The sequence below is a fragment of the Methanosarcina sp. WH1 genome, assembly GCF_000970005.1.
In the GTDB taxonomy this organism is placed as follows: Archaea; Halobacteriota; Methanosarcinia; order Methanosarcinales; family Methanosarcinaceae; genus Methanosarcina.
Genome location: NZ_CP009504.1, coordinates 247604 through 270600, shown reverse-complemented (window position 1 = coordinate 270600; position 22997 = coordinate 247604). Strand labels below are relative to the sequence as shown.

Here is a 22997-nt window from a genome sequence, read left to right as displayed (position 1 = left end):
GGAATTTATTCATTTTGAGACTTTATTAATTTATTTATTTATATATTAGTTATTTATATATTTATATATTAGTTATTTATATATTTATATACTTATATATTCGTCATTTATTTATTTATATATTAGTTATTTATATATTTATATACTTATATATTTGTCATTTATATACTTATATATTAGTTATTTATATATTTATATACTTATATACTTATACATTAGTTATTTATATATTTATACACTTATATATTAGTTATTTATATATTTGTGTATTTACATATTTATTTAGGTATTTATATATTTATGTATTATACTGGGGAACATACAGTTCCTCTTAATATCTTTCTGAGAACTGTCATTAACCATCTTTAAGAACCATAATTAACTATCGCCCTCGACAGTAAATAAATATTTTGAAACCCGTTATTATAGTTATTTTTGAGGGATATTTTCAGAGAACTATTATTATGAGAATCATTAAATCATTTATACTGTCTACCGAATAAGCCAGATAAAAACCGATCCCTGGTACTATACCAACACAGAGGGAGAGGATTTATTTTTACTTGTTGAGTGGTGTGTAATTGCTTGACCAGTTATCCGAAGGCAGACGAAAGACAGACGAAAGATAGCCAGATAAAGTTTTCCGGCCTTATCTTCCAATTTCATAAAACCATAACATCGATAAGACTATATTCAATTAACTGTTCTTGTAAGTTTCATACTCTAATATAAAAACAATTAGAAATAAAATGTGGGAACAGTTCTGAGGAATTAAAGGATGGACGAAAGAAGCCGGATGCTGGCAGAAGAAAAAATCGGAAAACTTCTTTTTAAATTGTCATTGCCCGCAACTATAGGAATGCTTGTACAGGCTTTCTACAATCTTGTGGACACGGTATTCGTAGGCAGGGCCTATGGAACCGAGAGCATCCAGGCAATCGGAGGAATTGCAGTTGCATTCCCTATCCAGATGATCGGAATGGCTGTAAGCCTTGCTATCGGCATCGGAGGAGCGTCCATCATATCTCGCCGCCTTGGGGAAAGAGATACGAAAAAAGCCGACAAAATTTTTGCAAACCTGATCTTCCTTTCCATTTTTTCGAGCTTACTGATAACAGGAGCAGGGCTTCTCTATATCGTACCCCTCCTAAAAATGTTCGGGGCAACTGACACTATTCTCCCTTATGCCCTTGAATACCTGGGAGTAATCCTTTCCGGCACTGTCCTGTTTTCACTTGCAATGGTAACAAATGCTGTTGCCCGTGCCGAAGGGAATGCAAAGGTTGCCATGAAATCCATGATGATGTCCGGGGGTCTCAATATAATACTTGACCCCCTCTTTATTTTTGGCTTTGGGATGGGAATTAAGGGAGCTGCTGTCGCAACTGTTCTGGCCCAGGCAATAGGAGTACTTTACATTGCCCACTACTTCCTGAGTGGGAATAGCACACTCAATTTCCACCCTACTGATCTTAGGCCGGACAGCAAAATCATAAAAGAAGTCCTGGAAATCGGGGTATCCCCCTTTGCGCGAAACGTATCAAGTAGCTTCATGGTAATAATCCTGAACAACCTCCTTGCCTTCTATGGAGGAGACATAGCAATTGCTGTTTTCGGGATAATTAACAGGCTCCTGATGTTTACCTTCATGCCCATGTTCGGAATTATCCAGGGTCTTCAGCCGATTGTAGGCTTCAATTACGGAGCAAAAAACTTTGAGCGTGTAAGGGAAACTGTAAAGCTTGCCATCCTCACCACCACAGTTATGTCCATTGCAGGTTTTCTGGTACTCTACATGTTTCCGGAGCAGCTTTTCGGGATATTCAGTGGAGACCACCAGCTGATAGTTGAAGGAAAATACGCCGTAAGAATTGTGGTGCTGGCAACCCCCCTTGTGGGTTTTCAGGTCGTTGGAGGGGCTCTTTACCAGGCGCTCGGCAAAACAAGACCCTCCCTATTTTTATCCATGTGCAGGCAGGTGCTTTTCCTGATCCCGCTGGTACTTATACTCCCTAGGTATCTGGAGCTCTTCGGGGTCTGGGCAGCCTTCCCTCTTGCAGATACCCTGGCTTTTGCAGTAACCCTATTCATGGTAATCCAGGAGTTCAAACTGCTTGCTGAAAAAGGAAAAAATGTGATAATTGACCCGGTTGAAGGGAATTTACCTGCTTTAGGGAATTTACCTGCTTCAGGAAAGTGACCTGCTTCAAGAAAGTGACCTGCTTCAGGAAAGTGACCGCTACTGAAAAAACAGTTAATGTGAAATCCCATCAGCGGTTTTTACTTCCTCATTTTTATCAAGAATGTACTCCCTTTCAAGGTACCCATTTCCCCATTCAAATAGAGCATCCAGAACCGGAAGCACGGTTTTTCCAAATTCAGTCAGAGAGTATTCAACCCGGGACGGGATTTCAGGATAAGCCTCCCTGAGGACAAGCCCATCTCCTTCGAGTTCCCTAAGCTGTTTTGTGAGCATTTTGGGAGAAATCCCCTGCATGCTTCGCTTGAGCCCTGAAAATCGCAGTTTCTCCGCTCGCAATTGCCAGAGGATTAAGGGTTTCCATTTACCACCTATTACGTCCAGAGTCGCTTCAACAGGGCAATGATAGTGTTTATTATTTTGTGCCTCGTTTACCATAAACTTTCATACTATCCTTTTTATTACTAAGTATCCGGATTGCATATATGGCATATAAATATAGTTATTGTAGATTAAATATTGGCAAATGCACGTTACTGCCAGAAGAGACTCTATTTTGTTAAAAAAGGCTCAAATTAACAGATGAAAGGTGTCAAAATGAAAGTTATAGGTATAGTTGGAAGTCCCCGAAAGAACGGAAACACGAATATCCTTGTCCAGCAGGCCCTTGAAGGCGCAGCAGAAGCTGGAGCTGAGACCCGGAACTTCTTCCTCAATGAGATGAACTACAAAGGCTGCCAGGGCTGCAACTACTGCAAGAGCCATGATAAGTGCAAGCTTGAAGACGACCTTATGGAATTATTCGATGAACTTGCAGCAGCTGATGGCGTTGTATTTGGCTCTCCAATTTACTTTGGCCAATTTACAGGCCAGATGAGGATTTTCCTTGACCGCTGCTATTCCCTCATAAACGCAGACTTTTCCTCTCGCATCCCTGCAGGGAAAAAGGCTGTGATAGTAGGAACTCAGGGAATGCCTGACCCAGCCGCTTTCAAAGGGGTCTATGCTGAGTTCGCAGGACAGATCTCAAACTTCATGGGCATGGAGGTAAAGGATACGATAGTAGGAGTAGGATACCACGCCCCCGGAGAGGTAAAGGACGATTCCGGACTTATGGAAAAAGCGAAAACCGCAGGTTTAAACCTGTTAAAGTAAACAGGCATTAAAGAAAAAAAATTAAAGTTGCGCTAACACCCCCACTACAAACAATGGGGGATGTTCGCGCCTTCTTTCCAATTGTCAGAAACACCGGACTTATTAATTTCTTGACATATTAGCGAATGAAATATTCGAATTAATAGAAAAAACAAGCTCCCTGTAGCAATAAAAAATTATAAAGAAGGGATGAACCTACGACTGAAGATCTGAAAAAGGCTCTCCTGCAAAAATGCGAAAGCATGGATATACCCATGGTAGGGGTTGCCAGTATTGAAAGATGGAATAACCCTCCTTTTTTGCCGTGGGTGCCTGAAGAATTCTATCCCCATTCCATATATCCAGAAGCAAAATCAGTGATAGTTATTGGATTGCCGATCCCTCTGCCGGTGCTGGAGACATCCCCCTCGATATATTACCGCGAACTGTACAATACTGTAAATACCTTGCTGGATCAATATACGTATCGGCTTGCCAATTTCCTGACCAATAAAGGATATCCATCTGTTTTTGTACCGAGAGACGGGTACGGAAACATTCAGGTACTCCTGGAAAATCCCATTGCATTCTTTTCTCACAGGCATGCTGCTTTTCTCGCGGGTCTGGGGACCTTTGGAGTAAATAATACGATCCTTACACCGGATTATGGCCCCAGAGTCCGTTTCGGTTCAATTCTGTCCACGGCTGAACTTCCTCCAGATCCAATGCTGAAGACTCAGCTTTGCACCCGATGTATGCGTTGTGTAAAAATGTGCCCGGCAAATGCTCTGAATAAGGAAGATTACCCCAGCGGACTGACAGACAGGAAAGCCTGTTCCTCATATAGTGCTGAATTAAACAAGCATTACATCTCACCGTGTGGAATATGTATTAAGGTCTGCCCTGTAGGAAACGACAGAGTGCGATATAAAAGGGAGGACAATGCAATATATGTGGATAGAGATCTTTTTGCCAGCCATCATAAAGCCTGGGAGCATGTCAGGTCTTATGGCGGAAAAAATCCGTAATTAGCTGAGATAAAACGGGCAAAAACAGTAAAACAGAGGGAGAGAAAACTGCAGAAGCATTTTCTCATCCGGATCTCTCAGGAATAAATAAGGAGTCTGAATATGGAAACTCTTGAAGCAATCCACACTCGCCGAAGTATTAGAAAATACACTGACAGGCCAGTTCCGGGAGAGCTGGTAACCAAACTATTGAGAGCAGCAATGAGTGCTCCATCCGCAGTTAATGCCCAGCCCTGGGTCTTTATTGTTATTGATGACCGGAAACTCCTGGATGAAATTCCCACATACAGCCCCTATGCAAGCATGTGCAGGGAAGCTCCTCTTGCAATCCTGGTCTGCGGGGATACGACTCAGGAAAAAGCCCCCGGGTACTGGGTTCAGGACTGTTCGGCAGCCATTCAAAACCTCCTGCTCGCAGCTCACGATTTTGGGCTTGGAGCGGTCTGGACAGGGATTTTTCCCATGACAGATAAGGTTAAAGGCTTCCGGAAAGCTTTTGGACTGCCTGATCACGTATTTCCTCTTGGGCTTGTACCTATCGGTTATCCTGCTCAGCAGCCCGGATCTCAGGACCGGTACAGGGAAGAGAAAGTTTACCACAACAGGTACGGTCAGAATAAAGAATGATGCTGTAATACTGGCAGAATCAAGAACTGAAAGAATCAAGACTCTTTACAAGCTGGTGATTTTATTGACGATAAGAGTTGTTGCAAAAAACCAGGTCAAACCTGATAAAATTCAAGAATATATGGATTTGTGTAAAAACCTTGTTGAAGAATCATTAAAAGAAGAAGGCTGCATAGAATATGGGTTGTATCAGGAATTAGAAAATCCAGGAATCCTGACGATATTAGAAGAATGGAAAGATAAAAACAGCCTGGACGAACACTTAAACTCCAATCATTTCAAAGAAATATTTCCTTTGCTTTCAGAATATCTTGAAAAAGAAACTGAAATTGACATATACAAAAAAAAGCTGTGATTTATCTAATTTGACGGCAAAATCATAAAATTCCTCAAATTCGACTCCCATTCGTTTTTTGAAGGAGTTCCATCAAACATATAAGATATAAATGCGGAAATTAATCGGGGGATATAAACAATGAAAGTCGTCGCATTTAACGGAAGCCCACGGAAGGAAGGCAATACAGCCTTTCTCATAAAGCACGTCCTTGAAGAGCTTGAAAAAGAAGGGATCGAAACCGAGACAGTGCAGGTAGGGGGAAAAAGTATCCACGGCTGTACAGCCTGTACAAAATGCTTTGAAAACAAAGACCGAAAGTGTGTAATTGACAAAGACATCGTCAATGACTGCATTGAAAAAATGTTTGAAGCCGACGGCATAATCCTTGCCTCACCCACATATTTCGCAGACCTGACACCTGAACTCAAAGCCCTTATAGATAGGGCAGGGTTTGTTGCCATAGCCAATGGCGAAATTTTCAAGCGGAAAGTAGGAGCAGCTGTAGTGGCAGTCAGGAGAGCTGGAGCTGTCCATGCTTTCGATTCTATCAACCACTTCTTTACGATTTCCCAGATGATAATTCCAGGATCCAATTACTGGAACATAGGGATAGGACTTGCTGAAGGGGATGTCGAAAAAGACGAAGAGGGCATCCGGACCATGCAGGTTCTGGGACAGAATATGGCATGGCTTTTGAAAAAACTCAATGCGTAACTTTTACTCCTGGCTAATGTGTAATATTTAGTTGAAGGTTCTAAGGCCCGCTATGCGGTTTGCTTGCGATAGAAAACCTGGCTAATGTGTAATATTTAGTTGAAGGTATAATTTATAGCACTCCCTGAAAAATTCAGAATATAATAATATCACTACATACCAGGAAACAACCTTTTTTGCCTCAAAGAAAGAGGCAGCCTTACTTATTTATTCAGGGAAACGAATTTCATGAATAGAATTAGGGGGAATAAAATGAAAATTCTTTATATTTACGCACACCCTGAGCCAACATCCTTCAATGCCGCCCTGAAAGACACAGCTCTCGCTGCCCTGAAAGAAAAAGGCAACGAAGTAAGACTGTCAGACCTTTACGCAATGAGCTTCAATCCTGTGCTCAATGCAGGGGACTTCACAGAACGAAAAAAGCCGGATGTTTTCAAGCCATTCCTTGAAGCAATCCATGCCTCGAAAACCGGAGCTTTTGCACCTGACATAAAAGAGGAGATGGAAAAAGTAAAGTGGGCAGACCTCCTCATCTTTCAGTTCCCGATATACTTCACGTCCATGCCCGCGATAATGAAAGGCTGGATAGACAGGGTCCTGGCTCCGGGCTTTGGATTCAACCCTATCACAAACAGCGCCTACGAAACCGGGCTCCTGAAAGGAAAAGCTGCAATGATTGCCACCACTACAGGGGCTTCGCAGGAATGGTACTCCGATGGAGGGGAACACGGGGACCTTAACAGGCACCTTGAATCCGTCACTCACTGCGTTTTTGAGTATATGGGGATGAAGGTACTGCCATCCCATATTATCTACGAGGTGAGCAGCCTTTCAAAGGAAAAGGGGGCTGAAGAACTCAAGAGATATAGAAATAGAATATTTGAACTTTAAATATAGAGGAAAACGCCTTCATTTCGATTTTTGAGAATTCGGGCCTGGTGGGCAGCCTGAACCTCACAATACTTTTATATAATATTTGCACGGAATATTATTATAAAAAACTATATTAACCGTTATGTGTGTTCAGACATATCATTGAACTTCCATCCGAAGAGGTATTTGAATGAAAAAAGTCTGCGCATTCATAATTATTATGATACTGGCAATAGCCCTGGCTGGTTCCGGGTGTGCTGAAAAAGGAGCATCTACACCTGTTTTGGAAAACCAGGGAAAAGAGTTTGAGGGAAGACAAATCACGGTTTGTTCCGGAGCCGGGCTGATAAAACCCATGACCGAGTTGATCGGGAATTTTGAAAACGAGACCGGGGCAGATGTTGAGGTGCGCTACGGAGGAAGTGCCGAAATATTCGGAATTCTGACCTCAAAAGAGTGTGATGTTTTTATTCCCGGAGATTACTACTACACCAAACAGGCTATGGACAGGAATTATGTTTTCAATGACAGTGTGACAAACCTGACCCTGCATATTCCGGTAATTGCAGTTCCTGATAAAAACCCGGCAAACATAAGCGGGCTTGAAGACCTTGGAAAACCCGGAGTAAAACTGGCTCTCGGAGACCCCAACGGACCTGCAATAGGCAGAGTCTCGGAAGCAATCTGTGAAAAGGCAGGCATACTTCCCGAAGTTGAGAATAACACAATTGTCAAAACTGCGACCGTAAATCAGCTTCTCATCTACGTTGTATCCGAAGAAGTGGATGCAACAATTATCTGGGAGGACATGGCAAGCTGGAGTGAAGCCAACGGAAAACTCGAAATTATCCAGATTCCCGAAGAACAGAATAAAGTAAAAACCATACCAACAGCAGTTTCCGTATATACCGAAGATACTGAACTGGCAGAGGCTTTCAACACTTACATTGCTGGAGAAGAGGCAGAAAAGACCTGGGAAAAATGGGGCTTTGAGCCATGCAATTCTTAAGATCCCCGGGAATGAACAACTCCTGGTTCAGGAACCTCACCGTAGGCATTGCCTTCTTCTTTACTTTTTTGCTTTTTTCATCCATAGGGGTTCTGCTCTTCGTCCTTAAACCCTCGGAAATCATCTCAGCTCTGCTTTCAGAAGAGATGGCCTATTCCATGAAACTTTCCATGCTTACCTCATCAGCTTCGACACTTTCTGTCATGTGCTGTTCAATCCCAACAGCTTATGCCCTTTCCCGTTATTCTTTTCCGGGAAAAAGTATTGTAAAGGCAGTACTCGGGCTTCCTATGGCGTTTCCTGAACTGGTCATGGGCCTTGCCCTCCTGCTTCTTTTCGGACACGGGTTTCTCGGACCTTACCTTGAGATGGCAGGAATAAAGGTGATATTTAGCAAGTTAGGAATAGTGGTCGCCCAATTTTTTGTCGCATTTCCTTATGCTGTAAGGGTTATCTACTCCACTTTTGAAGACATCAACCCGCGGTACGAACAGGTCTCAAGGAGTTTTGGGTATGGGGAATTCGAAACTTTCAGGCATGTGACCCTCCCGATGGCAAGGAGCGGGCTCTTTGCTTCGAGCGTTATTACCTTTGCCAGGTGCATTGGGGCTTTTGGAGCCGTCCTGGTGCTTGCAGGAGGCTCTTACATGCATACCGAAGTCCTGCCTGTGACCCTTTACCTGAACATCTCCTACGGGAACCTGGAAATGGCAATCACAAGCGGAATTTTGTTGATGGGAATTGCTTTTCTTGCAATCCTTAGTTTCGAGAGGTTCGAAGGAGGTAAGATGTGAGTTTCCTTGAGATCAGAGACCTCTGCCTTGACGTTGGGGGTTTCGAACTCAGCGGAATAGGACTCAAAGCCGAAAAAGGGGACTATCTGGCGCTAATAGGCCCCTCCGGCAGCGGAAAGTCCCTGATCCTTGAAACCGTAATAGGCTTTTACGGACCCGAAAAAGGTCGGATTATCCTGGAAGGAAAAGATATTACTGACCTTCCTCCCGACATGAGGCATATCAGCATAGTGTACCAGGACCACATGCTTTTTCCCCACATGAACGTTTTCGAAAACATAGCATATGCCCTCAGGAAAAAGGTACGGGACAAAAAGCAGATAGAAGCCGAAGTAAAGAAGGTTGCTGAAGTCCTCGGGATAAGCGAACTCCTGCACAGAAAACCAACTACCCTTAGCGGAGGAGAAAAGCAAAGGGCAGCCCTTGCAAGAAGCCTTGTTGCCAGACCAAAGCTGCTCCTTCTTGACGAACCCTTCAGCGCCCTTGATACAAGAACACGGGAAAAGTTAAGGGAGATGCTGAAAAAGGCAATTGCGGACTACAGCACCACTGTCCTGCATGTGACCCATGATTTTGAAGACGTCTGGGCCCTGGCAAACCGGGTGGTTGTCATAAGAAAAGGGGAAGTTATGCAAGCAGGAGACCCGGAATCTGTCTTCAAGCGGCCTTCTCCGGATTTCGTGGCCGAGTTTCTGGGCACCAATGTGCTGAAAGGAAAAGTAAAGGCTCTTAAAGGAAAACTCGCAGTAGTTGAAGCCGAGGGTCTGGAAATCTATTCTGCAGACCCCGCAGAGCCCGGAGAAGAGGTCACTGTCTCCATCCGCCCGGAAGAGATCATTCTTGCCAGAGAGACTGTGGAAAGTTCGGCCCGGAACATTTTGAAAGGAAGAGTTTCGGGAATTTTCAAAAAAGAACACCTTGTCGTGGTCGAAATGAAGATGGGAAATGCTGGAATTAAAGCCGTGATTACGCCGACTTCATGTGAAATACTCGGGCTCGAACCGGGCAGGGAAATCTATTCCGTGTTTAAAGCTTCAAATGCCAAGATAATAAGGTAAACACGATCGAAGATAAACTAAAAGCATTCAAAATGAACATTGATCGGGAACAAAGAAAGGGATATGAAAAAACCAGCATCAAGGAAAACATCAAGAAAAATGTCAGGAAAAATATAAGGGAAAACGTCAGGAAAAACGTAAAAAAAATGTCAGGAAAAATGTTAAGAAAAACGTAAAGAAAAACGTAAAGAAAAATGTCAGGAAAAATGTTAAGAAAAACGTAAAGAAAAAGAAATATCAACATAAAAATAAAAATTTTTGAGGCAAAGCATGATAGACCTTTTTGACCTTTACTTTTACGAAGACTGCCCCTACCAGGATGAAAGTGCAGAACTGCTCAGGCTTGAAGGAAAAGGAACACTCAGGATCCGAACCAGGGAAGCCGGAGTCTGCGCCTGTGCCGAGGACTTGGCCAAATATTATGAAAAAAAGGGCCTTATAGTCCTGAAATACCTCAGAGATGGAGAAAAATTTGAACCTCAGGACAGCATATTTGAAGCCAAAGGAGACCTTAAAACCCTTTTCAAATTGTGGAGGGTTTCTCAGACTTTCCTTTCCATCATGTGTGCCATAGCAGGCAAAACCTCTTCGTTCGTAAGCGCAGCCAGAAAAGCAAACCCTGATCTTATAATTGCAACAAGCCGAAAGACCCATCCCGGGTCCCGGATATTTGAGCTCAAAGCCGTTCGAGCAGGCGGAGGAGACATTCACAGGAACTCCCTCAGTGATTCCATCCAGCTCAGCCAGAACCACCTGGAAGTTGCCGGAGAACTGGGAGAGCTCAGGGCTATGAAGAAAATAGAAATCGAGCCCAGGTCAAGAGAAGAAGCATTCAAATATGTCGAAATGTCGGATATCATGCTCCTTGACCACCTTTCTCCAGAGGAATTGCGGGAACTCGGACCCGAACTTAAGAAATTAAACCCTAAACTCGAACTTGCAGTGGGAGGTATCAAGGCAAAAATGATTCCTGAATACGCCCCTCTTGTTGATATTATCGTTATAAGCGCTCCCTATTACGCAAATCCCCTTGACTTTACAACGAAGATCGAAAGGACATAAGAAAAAGAGAAGAAAAAAGGAGGGAGAAATGATAGAAATGAAAAAAACGAACGAGGAAGGAGAAAAAGAAACTGGAATCCTGTCCTCCCTCGTAAGTGCGCTCAAAAAAGACCTGGGACCAGCCCTTGAAGAAATCGAAGTAAAGGATGTCAGGATAGGGCTGGCCTATACCGGAGTCCTGCTTTCCGAAAACTACGGAGGTGTTGCCTGCACTCCCCTCAACGAGTTTTCCTGCTGCCCTGCTCTGGGTTTTGTAGATACCCTGCAAGGTAAAACTGCGAATAAAATACTTGAACTTGCCCTGTCAGAAAACCCCCTTAAAGCAGCAGTAGGAGTGGCAACCATAAATGCACTTTCCCATATGCTCCATGACCTGGAACCCGAAAAATTCCAGCGTTCCAGCTCGGACATCCTGGACCTCATAAAGCCCGGAGACAGGGTTGCAATGATTGGCTATTTCGGCCCACTCGTCCCGAGAATCATGAAAATAACCGAGAAACTCACGGTCCTCGAAAAACGTGAAATCGAATCCCCTCAAACCAGGACCCTCCCTTCGGAAAAAGCCAGAGAGATCCTCCCCTCATCGGATGTGATCATCCTCAGTGCAAGTACTCTCGCAAACAGGACCTTTGACGAACTTCTTTCCCTCCGGGGTGCAGCAAGGGAAGTAATCCTGCTCGGCCCAAGTGCTCCTCTCTACCCGGAACCCTTCTTCAAACGAGGAATTACAGCAGTAATGGGCACCCGGATCACTATCCCTGAGACCATGCTTACCATTGTCAGCGAAGCAGGAGGAACGAAAAAACTTCACAAGTATTGCGGAGAGAAGGTTGCGTTTAGAAGAAAGTAATGAGATAGCCGTTTTAGGACTCAAAATAGAACCCTGAGAAGGTTTGTGTATATTGATTCTTAGTCCCCATGAACTCACCGGCTGACGAAGGAAGCCGGCCTTTTCCAAAAATAAATGAAAAAGATGAAAACGAAAGAAATTGAAAACGAAAAGCGACAGAAAAAACGAACAACAACAGATTCGAAGATTTAACCGCTTCCGATCTTATCATCTTAATCCCTTTCCTCATTTCCTGACCCCTGATTTCTTTTCCCCCACCCCTGTAGTAAGTTGTAGGGTATTGGGCTGAAATAAGCAGTTATGAACGCTTGACGATCAAAAGCAATAAAAGCCCTAAGATGGCCATTATTGAAGTAAAGCCAGGCATCTGATTGGTTGTCTCATTAACAGCAGTCTCTTCTTCATTACCTGATAAGTTGGCGTCATCACTTTCATTCACATTTGGGATCTCATCTTCTGGTAAAAGTTCTTCAGCTTCTGTTATATATCCTATAAACTCAAAAACGACTGGTGCGTCGCTTACGCCTTCCTGTTCGCAGCGGACATCTATTACTTGATATATTTCATCAATTAGTGATTCATTTACTTTTTCGGAACTGTATCCCTGGAAACCTACTAGTAAATATCCATTGATGTTAGTTCCAAAACTGTTCACAGGGCCGCCGAATTCGACAAAATACGGCATAATTCCTGTATCAGTATTATAAGGATTACAGAGTGACCGACTACACTGAACAAGTGAATCTGTCCATTCCACTTTTTCACTGGCATCAGTAATTACAGGCATTGTTCCTCGAGTAGCTATGAACCCGGATTCATGTTTAACTTCTTCAAAAACATGAGGACCATAATCCGGTAATGGGAGAGCCTCCTCGTCCTGCGCCCACATAAAGACAACGGGGATCTCACTTATTCCCTCCTGCTCTTGACAATAATCCTCAATTTTCTGATATATCCCGTCAATTCTTGAGTCATTTACTTCTTCTTTATAGGCAGAGCCCAGTTCGATTATTATTACATCACTGGCGGCAACGCTGCTTATTGAGCGGTCAAATTCGGAATATGACGGACCTATTCGGTTAAGATTTAGCCAGCAGTCTACAATTGAATTTTTCCACTCCTGATCAATTGTTTCCGGTATGGTTCCCCTATAGGCTATGAAAGAGGGATCATTTGCAAATCCCTGTATGGAAGCAGAGATTTCATTATATTCAGAATAATTCAGTTCGCTATCATCTGCACTTGCAGAAACGCATAGAAAAATAGAAACAGAAATGATAAGTATCAGCCATTTTCCAATGTTCCTTCTTTTGAGCACTATAATCAGACCTTATTAGTTATTTTAGAGTTCTAACTACTACTATTGTTTGGAATTAATCTCAAAATCAAACATTTGCGAGTTTGTGAAAAAAGAAATATTCAGGTAGCTTGATGTTCTATGCTACTTGCTTTAGAACTCAACTGCACAATTTTTTTTACAGAATACACTAGCAGAGCATAAGACATTTTATAAATTTTCTAATATGTATACATATTCGCTTAAAACGGGAAACTATGACTCAAAAGCTACATAATTTTTTTGCAACCATATTGATTCAAATTTATAATAAATTAGGAGGAAATTCATATTTAGAAACAGAGAGAAAAACAAAACAGGAAAATATGAACATTAAAAAATAGATTTGAAGAAGGTTTAACCGGCAAAGAAATTTATATATAGCCACGAATATAAAAAACAATTTAGTGCCTTTTTACAGTTTTGAGTTGTTTTGGGGAAAATAATTATCTGTTTGCATGGAGCTTAAAATGGAAGGAATTGAAGTCAGAGAATTATTACCATCTGAGTACAAAGAATGGGATCTACTTGTAGAAGAAGCTCAACCAGGTACACTCTTTCATACCAGTGACTGGCTTGAAATTTGCAGGGATGTCCTGTCAAAAGATCTAAAAATCTACGGCTGTTTCAGAAACGGCGAGCTTGTGGGAGGATGCCCCCTTTTTGTAAAAAATATCAGGGGAATATTGAAAGTGGCAACTTCAACCTGTAGAATGACCAGCTACAGTGGACCTCTTATAAAAGAGAGTGCCAGCACGAAAGCTAGCAAACGCATGCAGGAAACTCACGAAATCCTCAATCCCCTCAGGGAATTTCTCTGTAAGCAGGGATTTGACAGCATTCATCTAACGTTCGCTCCAGGTTTTGAGGATATAAGGCCGTTTACGTGGAATGGATGGGATTCCGCCGTGCATTACACCCATTACCTGTATCTGAAAGAAAACATAGACAGCAATCTTTCAAGGGAAAGACAGATGGAACTTAAAACTGCAACTGAGGCAGGACTTAAAACCAGGGCATTGAATGACCCTGAAACATATTACCGTCTGCTTTCACTTGCCTATGAGAAACAGAAACTGGAACCTCCTCTTCCAGAGGAGTTTTATGAAAGAGTATTTAAGCTATTTCAGGAAAAAAACATTGGATACATGTTTGTCTCAGAGACTCCCGAGGGTGAAGCTGTTGCAGCTCACTTAAACCTGTACGGAAAGAAATGTGCTGTAATCTGGACCGCAGCCCTGAACCCTGATTTTGCTCATCTGGGCCCAATTGCTCATCTGTATTATAATGAATTTCTTGACCTGAACTCCCGAGACTTCAAATACATGAACGTAATGGCAGCAAATATTCCTGCATTTGTGGATTTTATTATGGGCTTTTCTCCTGAGCTGATTCCATACTATAGTGTGACCCTGGAGAGTAAAAAATATTCAATCGCGAAAACTCTATACAAAACCACTCGTGAACTACCACTCAGCTAAAGACTGAGTGGCTTCTTGGTTCATTCCTCCCTCTATTGAGGGCAAGTCCCCAAGCTCATCCCCGTAGTCCCTACGGTGTCATAATCCAATTAGATTCTGATCTATGAGAGCGAATTTTTTGATATTGATAGCGGCATTAATGTCTCTATCGTGTTTGGTTTTACAGTTTGGACAAATCCATTCTCTGTCTTTTAGCTGAAGCTCTTTATTGTGGTATCCACACACACTACATAGCTTAGAAGAGGGTTCAAATTGTCCTATTCTCAGGACGGTTTTTCCAAACCATTGAGCCTTATATTCCAACTTTGTTACAAAACTACTCCACGCAGAATCACTTATAGCCTGTGCTAAGTGATGATTCTTAACCATGCCTTTAACATTTAGAGTTTCCAGAGCTACAGCTTGGTTTTCGCTAACAAGTCTAAAAGAGAGTTTGTTCTGGAAGTCATTTCTCTGATTTGTTATTTTGTCATGGAGTACAGCAAGTCTTCGTTTAGCTTTTGCCCTGTTCTTAGAGCCTTTCTGTTTCCTTGAGACTCTTTTCTGTAATACTTTGAGCCTTTTAAGAGAGTTTTTCAAGTACTTTGGATTCTCAACCTTTTCTCCTGTTGAAAGGACAGCAAAGTCTTTGATACCTACATCAATTCCTACTGTTGTTGATTCTGTGAAAGCTCCCTTTACTGGAAGTTCTTTTCCATCTTCAACAAAGGATACTGATGTAGTAATGTCCTTTACATGTCCTTGATACCGTAGCCGTTTTAAGCTCTCCTTCAAACTTCCTGTGAAGAACTGCTTTAATTGGTTCTATTTTAGGAAGCTTGATAGTATTATTTTCAAAGTTTACAGTGTAGTGTTGAGGTACAGGAAAGACTGTATCGGATTCTTTTTTGATTTGAACTTTGGGAAACCCTGTTTTCTCTCTAAAGAATCTAGTGAAAGCGGATTCAACGTGCTTAGTCATCCCCTGTAATGATTGAGAGTTAACTTCTCCTAACCACTCATTAGAAACCTTTAGAGTAGGAATTAATTTGTTTAAGTCAAATCTGGAAATTGATTCCCCTGTCTGCTCATAAGTTTTAATTATCTGGTCAAGTGCCCAATTATAGACAAATCTACAGCTACCTATATGCTGATTCAATTGAATAGCTTGTGTAGTTGTAGGATAGAGTCTAAATTTGAACGCTTGCATCATACAAAGGCATAATATGCTTTAACAACATACATACTTTTTGGTAAATATGAAGTATGAAACACGGAATCATAGCAAATTTTTGTTAATGTATCATGTTATTTTTGTTTGCAAATACCAAAAAGTCATACTTGAACCAATTAGCGAAGAACTCAAACAGATTATGATTGACATTTCAAAAGAGTCTAACTTTGAAATCCTTGAAATGGAAACTGACAAAGACCATATTCATTTCTTGATCAAGAGTGAGCCGAAAGTTAGCGTTTTGTCAATTGTCAGAAAATTGAAACAAGAATATACTAACAGGTTATGGAAAACTCAAAAAGAATATATGAAAAAGTATTATTGGGGTGAGAATACGTTATGGAGTGATGGTTATTTTGCGTTTACTATCGGAAATGTGAGTAAAGAGGCGGCAGAATATTACATACGGAATCAGGGTTGAAGTTGACGCTTATATCCCCTGAGCTAAAGACTCAGGGGTTTTACGCTTCTTCATATAAAGAAACGTATTAATTAAAAAATTCCTTAAAAAGTAAAAAGAGAAGACCATAGGCGTCAACCGATGGATGATGCATAGAAGGATGATACATAAAAAATACATTGACATGAGAAGTTGCAAACAACATTCGCTATCTGCAACCCCTGATCATTTGTATACTTCAGCGTTCAAACTGTCTGGTCCAAATTTCTTATTCAATGTAGTATGTGACCTGTACTGACATTGAAACGGTAGACTCGCCTGGCTGAACCGGAGTGGAAACTGCTCCTGAGCCCTTTTCTACCGTATCCATATCGTAATCGTAATATACCCTGGAACCACCGTTTTCACTTACAGATGAGGTCTGCACGCCAGTTATCTCAACCCCCAGGCTCTTAGCAAGCGTAGCGGCTTTTGATGATGCATCAGCGACTGCCTCATTCATCAGGTCTTCACGAAGCTGTTTTTGCATATCATCGGATACTGAGAAGGAAATGCTTCCAATCTCATTAGCTCCGGCGGCTGTGGACCTGTCAATGATCTCACTCAGGTTGTCGAGCTTCGTGGTTGTGATCTGCACGCTGTTGGATGCAGAGTAACCTGTGATTGTTTGTTCTTTATCATAATTGTATATAGGGTACACAGAAACATAGGATGTCCGTATTTCCTTATCCAGCAATCCCATTGCTTTGAGTTCTGCTATTACAGCGCTCATGAGAGCTGCGTTTTCATCGGACGCTTCCTTTGCAGTTGCAGACTGAACTACAACACCTATGCTCAATGTTGCTGTGTCAGGGACGATTTTCTGTTCAGCATACCCACTCATGGAAATAGTATTTTCCATATCTTTTTCGGACCCACTCTGAGAAATAGCGTATATCGTTGCTGACATCAGCACCAGAACAATTGATAGTGCAATGATAACGTAATAAGATTTATCGTTTTTATTTTCCTGTGACATATTCACATACTCCTTGTTCAATACTTTGTTAACTGCGATTCAGCCAATTCTAGCAAATAATAGATGTATGCGCACATATTAAAGAATTCCTTAAACTTCAACTGCGGTCGCAGTTATCACAGTCACCTAGTATTGAAGGAAAAATAGACATAAGGTAATGGAAAGAGGAAGGGGGTGAAAGATGAAAAAAGGGGCTCTGTGGAAAGGGCGAAGCAAGGGAAGTTGTTCTGCCAGGACCGAGCGCTCCTTTCTATCCGGAACCCTTCTTCAAAAAAGGAATTATAGAGGTAATGAGCACCAGGATCACTGTCCCTGTGACCATGCTTATAGTTATCAGCGAGGCAGGGGAAACAAAAAAAGCTGCACAAATGCTGCGGGGAAATGGTTGCTTTTAGAAGAAACTCACAATATTAGAAAAGTAGGATTGGAAAGTATGAAATACCGTACTGTATCTTATCAAAAAATAAAAGGGGATTTGCCCCCTTTTCCATTACTTTTCTTCCCTGGTGCAGAAAGAAAAAAACCTGTAAAAGAATTACTTCCTTGCTTTAATCTTTGCAAAAAGCTGTTTTAAGGTATCTTCGTTGCTCTGGGTGAACTCGAAGGGAGAGCTTGTGAATGGCTCAAAGTGTACAGGCACATCGTCTAGCCTGTAGAAGGTCCCATCGCATTCCATTGCATCGATGACTCCAGGGAGTACAACATCCGAGGCAACTGTGGTCGGGCAGGGAGCGATGTCCAGGCAGACCATGGGGATTTCAGCGAGGTAAGAAGCGCAATCTGCAGGGATGTGGCAGACAAGGTCAGCGCACATTACAAGAGCTGCGTCCACGTCCTTTTCCCGCAACACGTCCACGGTTGTGTATTCACCGGGGTTGTAGCGCGGGTGGCCCCGCATGAAGTCAAGCCCGAAGGGGTAACCGTACATGTAGGAAGCGACCTGGTTAAAGCCTGCCACGTTGCAGTGACCACGGAGTGCACCCAGGGTGAACTTGGAATAATTGTTCAGTTCCTTTACCAGATTCATGGCAATTTCGGCATTCCTGTGCTTTCCGATTGAAGAAGAAAGCCCGAGCCCCACTGAGATGGCACCGAAGTTGCAGTTCTTCATCATATCGAGCATCTCTTCCATCACTGAGATGGGGACCCCTGTGACCTCTTCCACCGACGGATGAGGAGTTTTACCGTGGAGCAGGGTAAGAAGGGCACTTATCAGTTCATAGTCCGAGTTGGGCTTGAGCTGCACGTGCAGATCGGAAGCTTCTGTTGTTGGAGTCTTTCTTGGGTCTACAGTGATGATTGTCCTGTCGAAACGCCCACGTTTGGTCCAGTATCCACGCGGGAAGACTCCGTACCTGGACATTTGCCGCGGCATGGATTCAAGAGGGTTTGTTCCCCAGTAGACTATAAGGTCACCCCTGTTTTTCTTCTGCCCTTCGGTTGCGCCGACTTTTCCGGCTTCCTGGATTCCCATGGCTGTTGGCCCATGGCAGATTGTTGCATTGGAATCAACAATAGCACCCAGGTATTCTCCGATCTTGAGCCCGACTTCATGCGCTTCACAGGAGGTCTCACTGCCCATAAAGAGGAGGGGACGCTTTGCCGAAACAAGGATATCGGCAGCTTTTTCAAGGGCTTCGTCCCAGGCGGCAGGGGTAAGTTTCCCTCCATTTTTCATAAGGGGCTGCCTGAGCCTGTGGGAACTTACAACCTCCTTAAACTTGGCGTTTCCCATCTTACATGCATTTTTAGCTTCAATCTTTCCTTCTCCGAATTCAACCTGGATATCGTCGCAGGCCGCCCCGCAGACAGGACAGATTATGTTTTTGTAAATCATACTCACTGCCCTCCGACATAAACTTTAAGCACTACATCTTCGGCGCTCAGAACCTCTTCTTCTGTGGGCTCAACCTGCACGGGGGCGCCCTTATAGAGAGGAGAACCCGTAGAAAGGGTATCAGGATCGATGATAACATTGGACCAGATAGCCCTCGGCATGAACACATGCCCTGGCTGGACAGAATCCGTACATTTCGTATAGACCGCTACAGAATGCTTCCCATTCCGACTTGTAACCTTCACTTTTTCGGGGGAGCAGAGTGACAAGAAATCAACCGGGGAAAGCCAGCAGGATGCACATTCCGTGATATAATCGTCTGTTAACTTGTCCCCGCCTTTGGCAAGCCTGCCTTCATCAATCGTACTTCCGGTAATGAGTAATACTTCCATACCTCTCACCTCAGAGTTCCGGATTTGCATCTGCAGCTGCATAGAGCACTCCTTTTGCCCGCTTGCTGATTGCATAGTCCCCGGTAAACTTTTTGAATTTTCCAGATAACTCAACCCCACCCTGGGTGAAGCCATCTACCATACCTGTATATTCGAAACCCGGAGTAAAGCGTTCAATTACTCCCCCGACAACTATGGTACCGGCTGCCATTTCAACGCCAACGCAGCGAAGAGCTCTGCCTTTCACAACGATGAGCCCTCCATTCTGGCGAATCCCGCAGAAGCCTTCAACATTGCCTTCTACCAGGATTTCCCCACCGTCCATGCCGCCTCCAAGCTGGTGCCGCGCCGAGCCTTCGATCACGATACGCCCGCCTTTCATGCCGTGCCACTTGCCTCTGTAAGCACAGCCCACGTGGTCTCCAGCGTTGCCTTTAATGTGCAAGAGCCCGCCAAGCATTTCCATGCCTGCCCAGGAATCCGCATCTCCGGATACGAGGATCTCGCCTCCTTTCATCCCGGATCCCACATGCATACCTGTGGAACCCTCAATTTCAATATTTCCTGCACTCATACCTTCTCCGATCCTTTTGACCCTCTTTACATCGCCTTTTATGCGGATCAGAGTCTCAGCTGCAGAACTGCCTCCATTGCCTTTCACTTCGAAAAAGTCGGAAAGAGGATAGGTCTTTGGCCCCTGCCAGATAAGCAGGTTTCCGATTTCTTCAGCATTTTTGCCTGCAAAGGAGTCAGGAGTTATGGCATCTGCCTCCAGTTTAATGTCGATCTCTCTCTTAAGAATAAGAATTACTTCTGACATCACTTCACCTCTCACCGTTAACCTTTATGGGAGTCGGATTTTCCAGATACTTCTCTGAAGTCGGATAGTTGGCAAAGCCCAGAGTGTAGTACCTGAACCATTCATTAACGTCAGCCAGCATCTCCTTTTCCCGCTCGTCTTCTACGTGAACTTTGGAATAATAAGTACGCTTTTCGGGAACGGAAACGATCTCTCCCTTAGCAGCCACGATTTCTCCTCCCTTTATGGTGTATTCTGCCTTCCTGAAGGTCCTGAGGAGAGTCTCGTAGTTGTTCGGGTCAAGCTGCTGCGGATTTATGTTGTAGACTGTAACATCCCCATCTGCACCCACGCCAAGAGAGCCTTTTCTGTGAACCATTCCAATTGTCTTAGCAGGGTTAGCCCTGGTAAGAATCGCAAGGTCATAGAGAGAAAGTTCCCGGTTTACGCCTCCGAGTTCACTCCTGTCATTTGCCCATTTGTGGCACTCACTGAAGGTCTGCTTCCTGAAAGCTTCAGACATGAGCCAGGTCATGACCTCAGGATATTTCGTAAACGGCCCACCGTTAGGACTGTCCGTGGTCATTATTGTTTTCCAGGGGTCGTTGATAAGCAGGAGACATTCAAGTCCCATTGCCCACTGCAAACTGTGTACGGGGTTGGACTTGAGATAGGTAAAGGGAATGACACCTGAGCCGCATTCCATCTCAACATCGGTATTCGACCACTTGTTTCCTGTAAGTGTGTAAAGGTCGTGAATAGCAGGTCCGTCTCCGGTCATAACTGTTGCTTCTCCGAAGGGAGTGCACCCACTATCGATTACCACATGGTCTTTGTTATTGATGTAGTCTGCAATATCTTTTACACCGGATTCGCAGTCTCCCCAGGTTGTGCCTGCAAAACTGTTGAACATCAGGTGGGTGAGATATACGGAACGATCTCTTGAAGGATCCATTTTAGTTTCTGCCCATTCCACGTCCATATTCTGCTTGGGCTTTACCCCGTCAGGGATTTTCAGGGAATCTTTGGTAATTGCATAACATCCCGGGTGACCCAGGTTGTTTGCATGCAGGTGGACAGGCATTGGCATTCCAAGCCGTTCATTGATCTCAGCAAGCCCTTTTATGACCTCTCTTGGAGTAATTTCAAAATGGATGTTAGCCTCATCAAGCGAACTTACGTTTTTACCCCAGCCCCAGTTTTCGACTCCTGCAGGGTTGACGCATTTGATCCCATAGGTCTTGTGAGTCTTCATCATCCAGGCAACATATGCAGCAGCCTTTTCTATGTCTCCGTCCCGGAGATAACGCATTAAGAAAAAGTTGTTCCCGAGCACCAGGTACCCACCCATGTCAAGAAGAGGAGTTGCCTTCATCTCCTCATGGGTGTGGCGGGCTTCAATAGGAGGAATTGCCGCTTCAAAGACCGTCGTGTAGCCCATTGCTGCGTAATCATATCCCTGTTTGTAGACCGAGGGAACAGTGTATCCTGAACCGGCATGGGTGAGTGAAGTTTTCTGGAGAGTCGCTTTATAGTGGTCTTCCGGCCTCATTAGCCTGCCGGCGTTAACCTTTGCACCTGCAACGTGAGAATGGGAGTCAACTCCTCCAGGCATTACCGTCATACCTGAGGCATCAATAACCTTTGCGTTTTTCAGTTCGGCTGCAGAAAGCTCTTTTACAACTTTTCCGTCCCTGATGAAAACATCCATTCTCTCCCCTTTTATTTCGTTGAGGGGGTCAAAGACGTATCCGTGCTTGATTGCAATTGTTCCTGCCATTCATTCCACCTCTCTTTTCACAAGCCAGATTGCATTAACAGGGCAGATAAGGGCGCATGCTCCGTCTGCTCCGCAGAGGTCCTGGTTTACGACCGAAATTTTTCCGTTTTTAACCTCAAGGAGAGCTTTTTCATCCATGTTGTTCAGGTGCCCTGCAGCGAGTTCACGATTATTGAGAGCGTTTACCGGACAGACGATCACACAGTTTCCGCAGCCCAGACAAGCAGTTTCATCTGTTTCCAGGCATGTGCGGAGCAGAACCTCCGGAACAGGGACTTCAAGCAGTTTTTTCTCGAGGGGGCCCTTTTTCTCCATTTCCGGAAGGATTGCAGTTTTCCTGACATCAATGGCATCCACAGGACAGGCAACAGCACATGCCCCACAGTAAATGCAGGCATCAGGGCGGTGACTAATCTTTTCTACTCTTTCTCCGGGTTTAGCCTTTTTATTGAAAATAGCATTTGCAGGACAGACTTCCACACAGGTATGGCAGGTCTGACAGACATTCTCGTCCCGGGTCCAGCGTCCTTCAAAGGGTTTTTCTACGGAAATAGCATCCACAGGACAGACTGCAGCACACCAGCCACAATGGATACAGCACTCAGTATCAATGAGGGTCTTTCCGACCAGCTTCAGGCTTCCGTCCTCTGAAATATCTCTGGTAACCTCAATACAGCCCCTGGGACAAATGTCTTCACAAAGCCCACAGTGGACGCAGTTATCATTTACGGAAGTTGGTTTCATGGCTCCAAAGAGATAGGAATTGTCATTGAGGACTTTTCCTTCCTGCCTCAACTCAAGAGCACCTGTAGGGCAGACCCTTGCACAAATTCCACAAACAATACAGTCTTCACTCTCCTTCATTTCCAGGAAATCAGCATCCAGAAACCCCCGTGCTATAGCTCCCACGGCACCTACCGCCAGGATACCTTTAGGGCACGCCTGTACGCAGGTTCCACAGCCAATGCATTTTTCAGGCTTATAAACCAGCTGCCGGTCTTTTTTTTCAGAAAAGACAGACAATCGCATATCATTTTGCATTTTGCTTACCT

General features: G+C 43.8%; 23 protein-coding genes and 1 pseudogene. 15 read left to right on the top strand and 9 right to left on the bottom strand.

Annotated elements, in window-relative coordinates; genetic code table 11:
• The first annotated feature begins 778 nt into the window (after positions 1-778).
• Positions 779-2200: an MATE family efflux transporter gene (locus MSWH1_RS01260; protein ID WP_048125381.1), complete on the top strand. Its 1422-nt coding sequence runs from the start codon at positions 779-781 to the stop codon at positions 2198-2200.
• A gap of 54 nt (positions 2201-2254) precedes the next feature.
• Here the strand turns inward: MSWH1_RS01260 and MSWH1_RS01255 are convergent, their stop codons facing one another.
• Positions 2255-2638, bottom strand: coding sequence for a helix-turn-helix domain-containing protein (locus tag MSWH1_RS01255; RefSeq protein WP_048125379.1), 384 nt, complete (start codon positions 2636-2638; stop codon positions 2255-2257).
• 159 nt (positions 2639-2797) lie between these two features.
• Here MSWH1_RS01255 and MSWH1_RS01250 point away from each other — a divergent pair, with 159 nt between their 5' ends.
• The 11 genes from MSWH1_RS01250 (at position 2798) to MSWH1_RS01200 (ending at position 11689) form a co-directional block, all read left to right on the top strand.
• The gene (locus tag MSWH1_RS01250) at positions 2798-3355 is read left to right on the top strand and encodes a flavodoxin family protein (protein ID WP_048130152.1); all 558 of its coding nucleotides are present in this window, start codon (positions 2798-2800) and stop codon (positions 3353-3355) included.
• A 242-nt stretch (positions 3356-3597) separates the two neighbouring features.
• On the top strand, positions 3598-4362 hold the full coding sequence (locus MSWH1_RS01245) for an epoxyqueuosine reductase (protein WP_048125377.1): 765 nt from the start codon (positions 3598-3600) through the stop codon (positions 4360-4362).
• A 102-nt stretch (positions 4363-4464) separates the two neighbouring features.
• Positions 4465-4989 carry a nitroreductase family protein gene (locus tag MSWH1_RS01240; protein ID WP_048125374.1) on the top strand — a complete coding sequence of 175 codons (525 nt, stop codon included), beginning with the start codon at positions 4465-4467 and terminating at the stop codon, positions 4987-4989.
• Between the two features lie 64 nt (positions 4990-5053).
• On the top strand, positions 5054-5344 hold the full coding sequence (locus tag MSWH1_RS01235; protein ID WP_082087992.1) for a putative quinol monooxygenase: 291 nt from the start codon (positions 5054-5056) through the stop codon (positions 5342-5344).
• Positions 5345-5464: 120 nt separating this feature from the next.
• A complete protein-coding gene (locus MSWH1_RS01230) occupies positions 5465-6040 on the top strand; it encodes a flavodoxin family protein (protein ID WP_048125373.1) in 576 nt (191 codons plus the stop codon).
• A gap of 252 nt (positions 6041-6292) precedes the next feature.
• Positions 6293-6934, top strand: a complete 642-nt coding sequence (locus tag MSWH1_RS01225) for an NAD(P)H-dependent oxidoreductase (protein ID WP_048125371.1) — start codon at positions 6293-6295, stop codon at positions 6932-6934.
• A 172-nt stretch (positions 6935-7106) separates the two neighbouring features.
• Entirely contained in the window at positions 7107-7925 is an 819-nt protein-coding gene (gene modA, locus MSWH1_RS01220; protein WP_048125369.1) for a molybdate ABC transporter substrate-binding protein, read from the top strand.
• The gene (locus tag MSWH1_RS01215; RefSeq protein WP_156148045.1) at positions 7913-8719 is read left to right on the top strand and encodes an ABC transporter permease; all 807 of its coding nucleotides are present in this window, start codon (positions 7913-7915) and stop codon (positions 8717-8719) included. Before modA ends, MSWH1_RS01215 begins: the two co-directional genes overlap by 13 nt.
• The gene (locus MSWH1_RS01210) at positions 8716-9777 is read left to right on the top strand and encodes an ATP-binding cassette domain-containing protein (RefSeq protein WP_048125367.1); all 1062 of its coding nucleotides are present in this window, start codon (positions 8716-8718) and stop codon (positions 9775-9777) included. The genes MSWH1_RS01215 and MSWH1_RS01210 overlap by 4 nt, the downstream gene beginning before the upstream one ends.
• Before the next feature lie 270 nt (positions 9778-10047).
• Positions 10048-10839, top strand: coding sequence for a nicotinate-nucleotide pyrophosphorylase (locus tag MSWH1_RS01205; RefSeq protein WP_048125365.1), 792 nt, complete (start codon positions 10048-10050; stop codon positions 10837-10839).
• Positions 10840-10867: 28 nt separating this feature from the next.
• Positions 10868-11689: a Rossmann-like domain-containing protein gene (locus MSWH1_RS01200; RefSeq protein ID WP_048125362.1), complete on the top strand. Its 822-nt coding sequence runs from the start codon at positions 10868-10870 to the stop codon at positions 11687-11689.
• Positions 11690-11987: 298 nt separating this feature from the next.
• On the opposite strand, the gene MSWH1_RS01190 is transcribed toward MSWH1_RS01200, so the two are convergent.
• Positions 11988-13007, bottom strand: coding sequence for a hypothetical protein (locus MSWH1_RS01190; protein WP_048125359.1), 1020 nt, complete (start codon positions 13005-13007; stop codon positions 11988-11990).
• Between the two features lie 488 nt (positions 13008-13495).
• Between MSWH1_RS01190 and MSWH1_RS01185 the strand changes: the two genes are divergently transcribed.
• On the top strand, positions 13496-14506 hold the full coding sequence (locus MSWH1_RS01185; RefSeq protein ID WP_048130150.1) for a GNAT family N-acetyltransferase: 1011 nt from the start codon (positions 13496-13498) through the stop codon (positions 14504-14506).
• Between the two features lie 174 nt (positions 14507-14680).
• Here the strand turns inward: MSWH1_RS01185 and MSWH1_RS01180 are convergent.
• Positions 14681-15695: pseudogene (locus MSWH1_RS01180) on the bottom strand (RNA-guided endonuclease TnpB family protein); the annotation flags it as partial.
• A 49-nt stretch (positions 15696-15744) separates the two neighbouring features.
• On the opposite strand from MSWH1_RS01180, the gene tnpA reads away from it, so the two are divergent.
• Positions 15745-16140: an IS200/IS605 family transposase gene (gene tnpA / locus MSWH1_RS01175; protein WP_048125357.1), complete on the top strand. Its 396-nt coding sequence runs from the start codon at positions 15745-15747 to the stop codon at positions 16138-16140.
• 247 nt (positions 16141-16387) lie between these two features.
• Here tnpA and MSWH1_RS01170 read toward each other — a convergent pair whose 3' ends face one another.
• The gene (locus MSWH1_RS01170) at positions 16388-17137 is read right to left on the bottom strand and encodes an SIMPL domain-containing protein (RefSeq protein WP_048125355.1); all 750 of its coding nucleotides are present in this window, start codon (positions 17135-17137) and stop codon (positions 16388-16390) included.
• 227 nt (positions 17138-17364) lie between these two features.
• On the opposite strand from MSWH1_RS01170, the gene MSWH1_RS17725 reads away from it, so the two are divergent.
• Positions 17365-17532 carry a Rossmann-like domain-containing protein gene (locus tag MSWH1_RS17725; protein WP_082087991.1) on the top strand — a complete coding sequence of 56 codons (168 nt, stop codon included), beginning with the start codon at positions 17365-17367 and terminating at the stop codon, positions 17530-17532.
• 140 nt (positions 17533-17672) lie between these two features.
• Here MSWH1_RS17725 and MSWH1_RS01160 read toward each other — a convergent pair whose 3' ends face one another.
• From MSWH1_RS01160 to MSWH1_RS01140, 5 genes are read right to left on the bottom strand one after another with little or no spacing between them, the layout of a single operon-like run.
• Complete coding sequence (locus MSWH1_RS01160; protein ID WP_048125351.1) at positions 17673-18974, bottom strand: formylmethanofuran dehydrogenase subunit B; 1302 nt, start codon at positions 18972-18974, stop codon at positions 17673-17675.
• A gap of 2 nt (positions 18975-18976) precedes the next feature.
• Positions 18977-19366, bottom strand: a complete 390-nt coding sequence (locus MSWH1_RS01155) for a molybdopterin dinucleotide binding domain-containing protein (protein ID WP_048130149.1) — start codon at positions 19364-19366, stop codon at positions 18977-18979.
• Positions 19367-19376: 10 nt separating this feature from the next.
• Positions 19377-20186: a formylmethanofuran dehydrogenase subunit C gene (locus MSWH1_RS01150; RefSeq protein ID WP_048125349.1), complete on the bottom strand. Its 810-nt coding sequence runs from the start codon at positions 20184-20186 to the stop codon at positions 19377-19379.
• A gap of 4 nt (positions 20187-20190) precedes the next feature.
• A complete protein-coding gene (locus MSWH1_RS01145) occupies positions 20191-21945 on the bottom strand; it encodes a formylmethanofuran dehydrogenase subunit A (protein WP_048125348.1) in 1755 nt (584 codons plus the stop codon).
• The gene (locus tag MSWH1_RS01140; protein ID WP_048125346.1) at positions 21946-22986 is read right to left on the bottom strand and encodes a 4Fe-4S binding protein; all 1041 of its coding nucleotides are present in this window, start codon (positions 22984-22986) and stop codon (positions 21946-21948) included.
• Between the last annotated feature and the right edge of the window lie 11 nt (positions 22987-22997).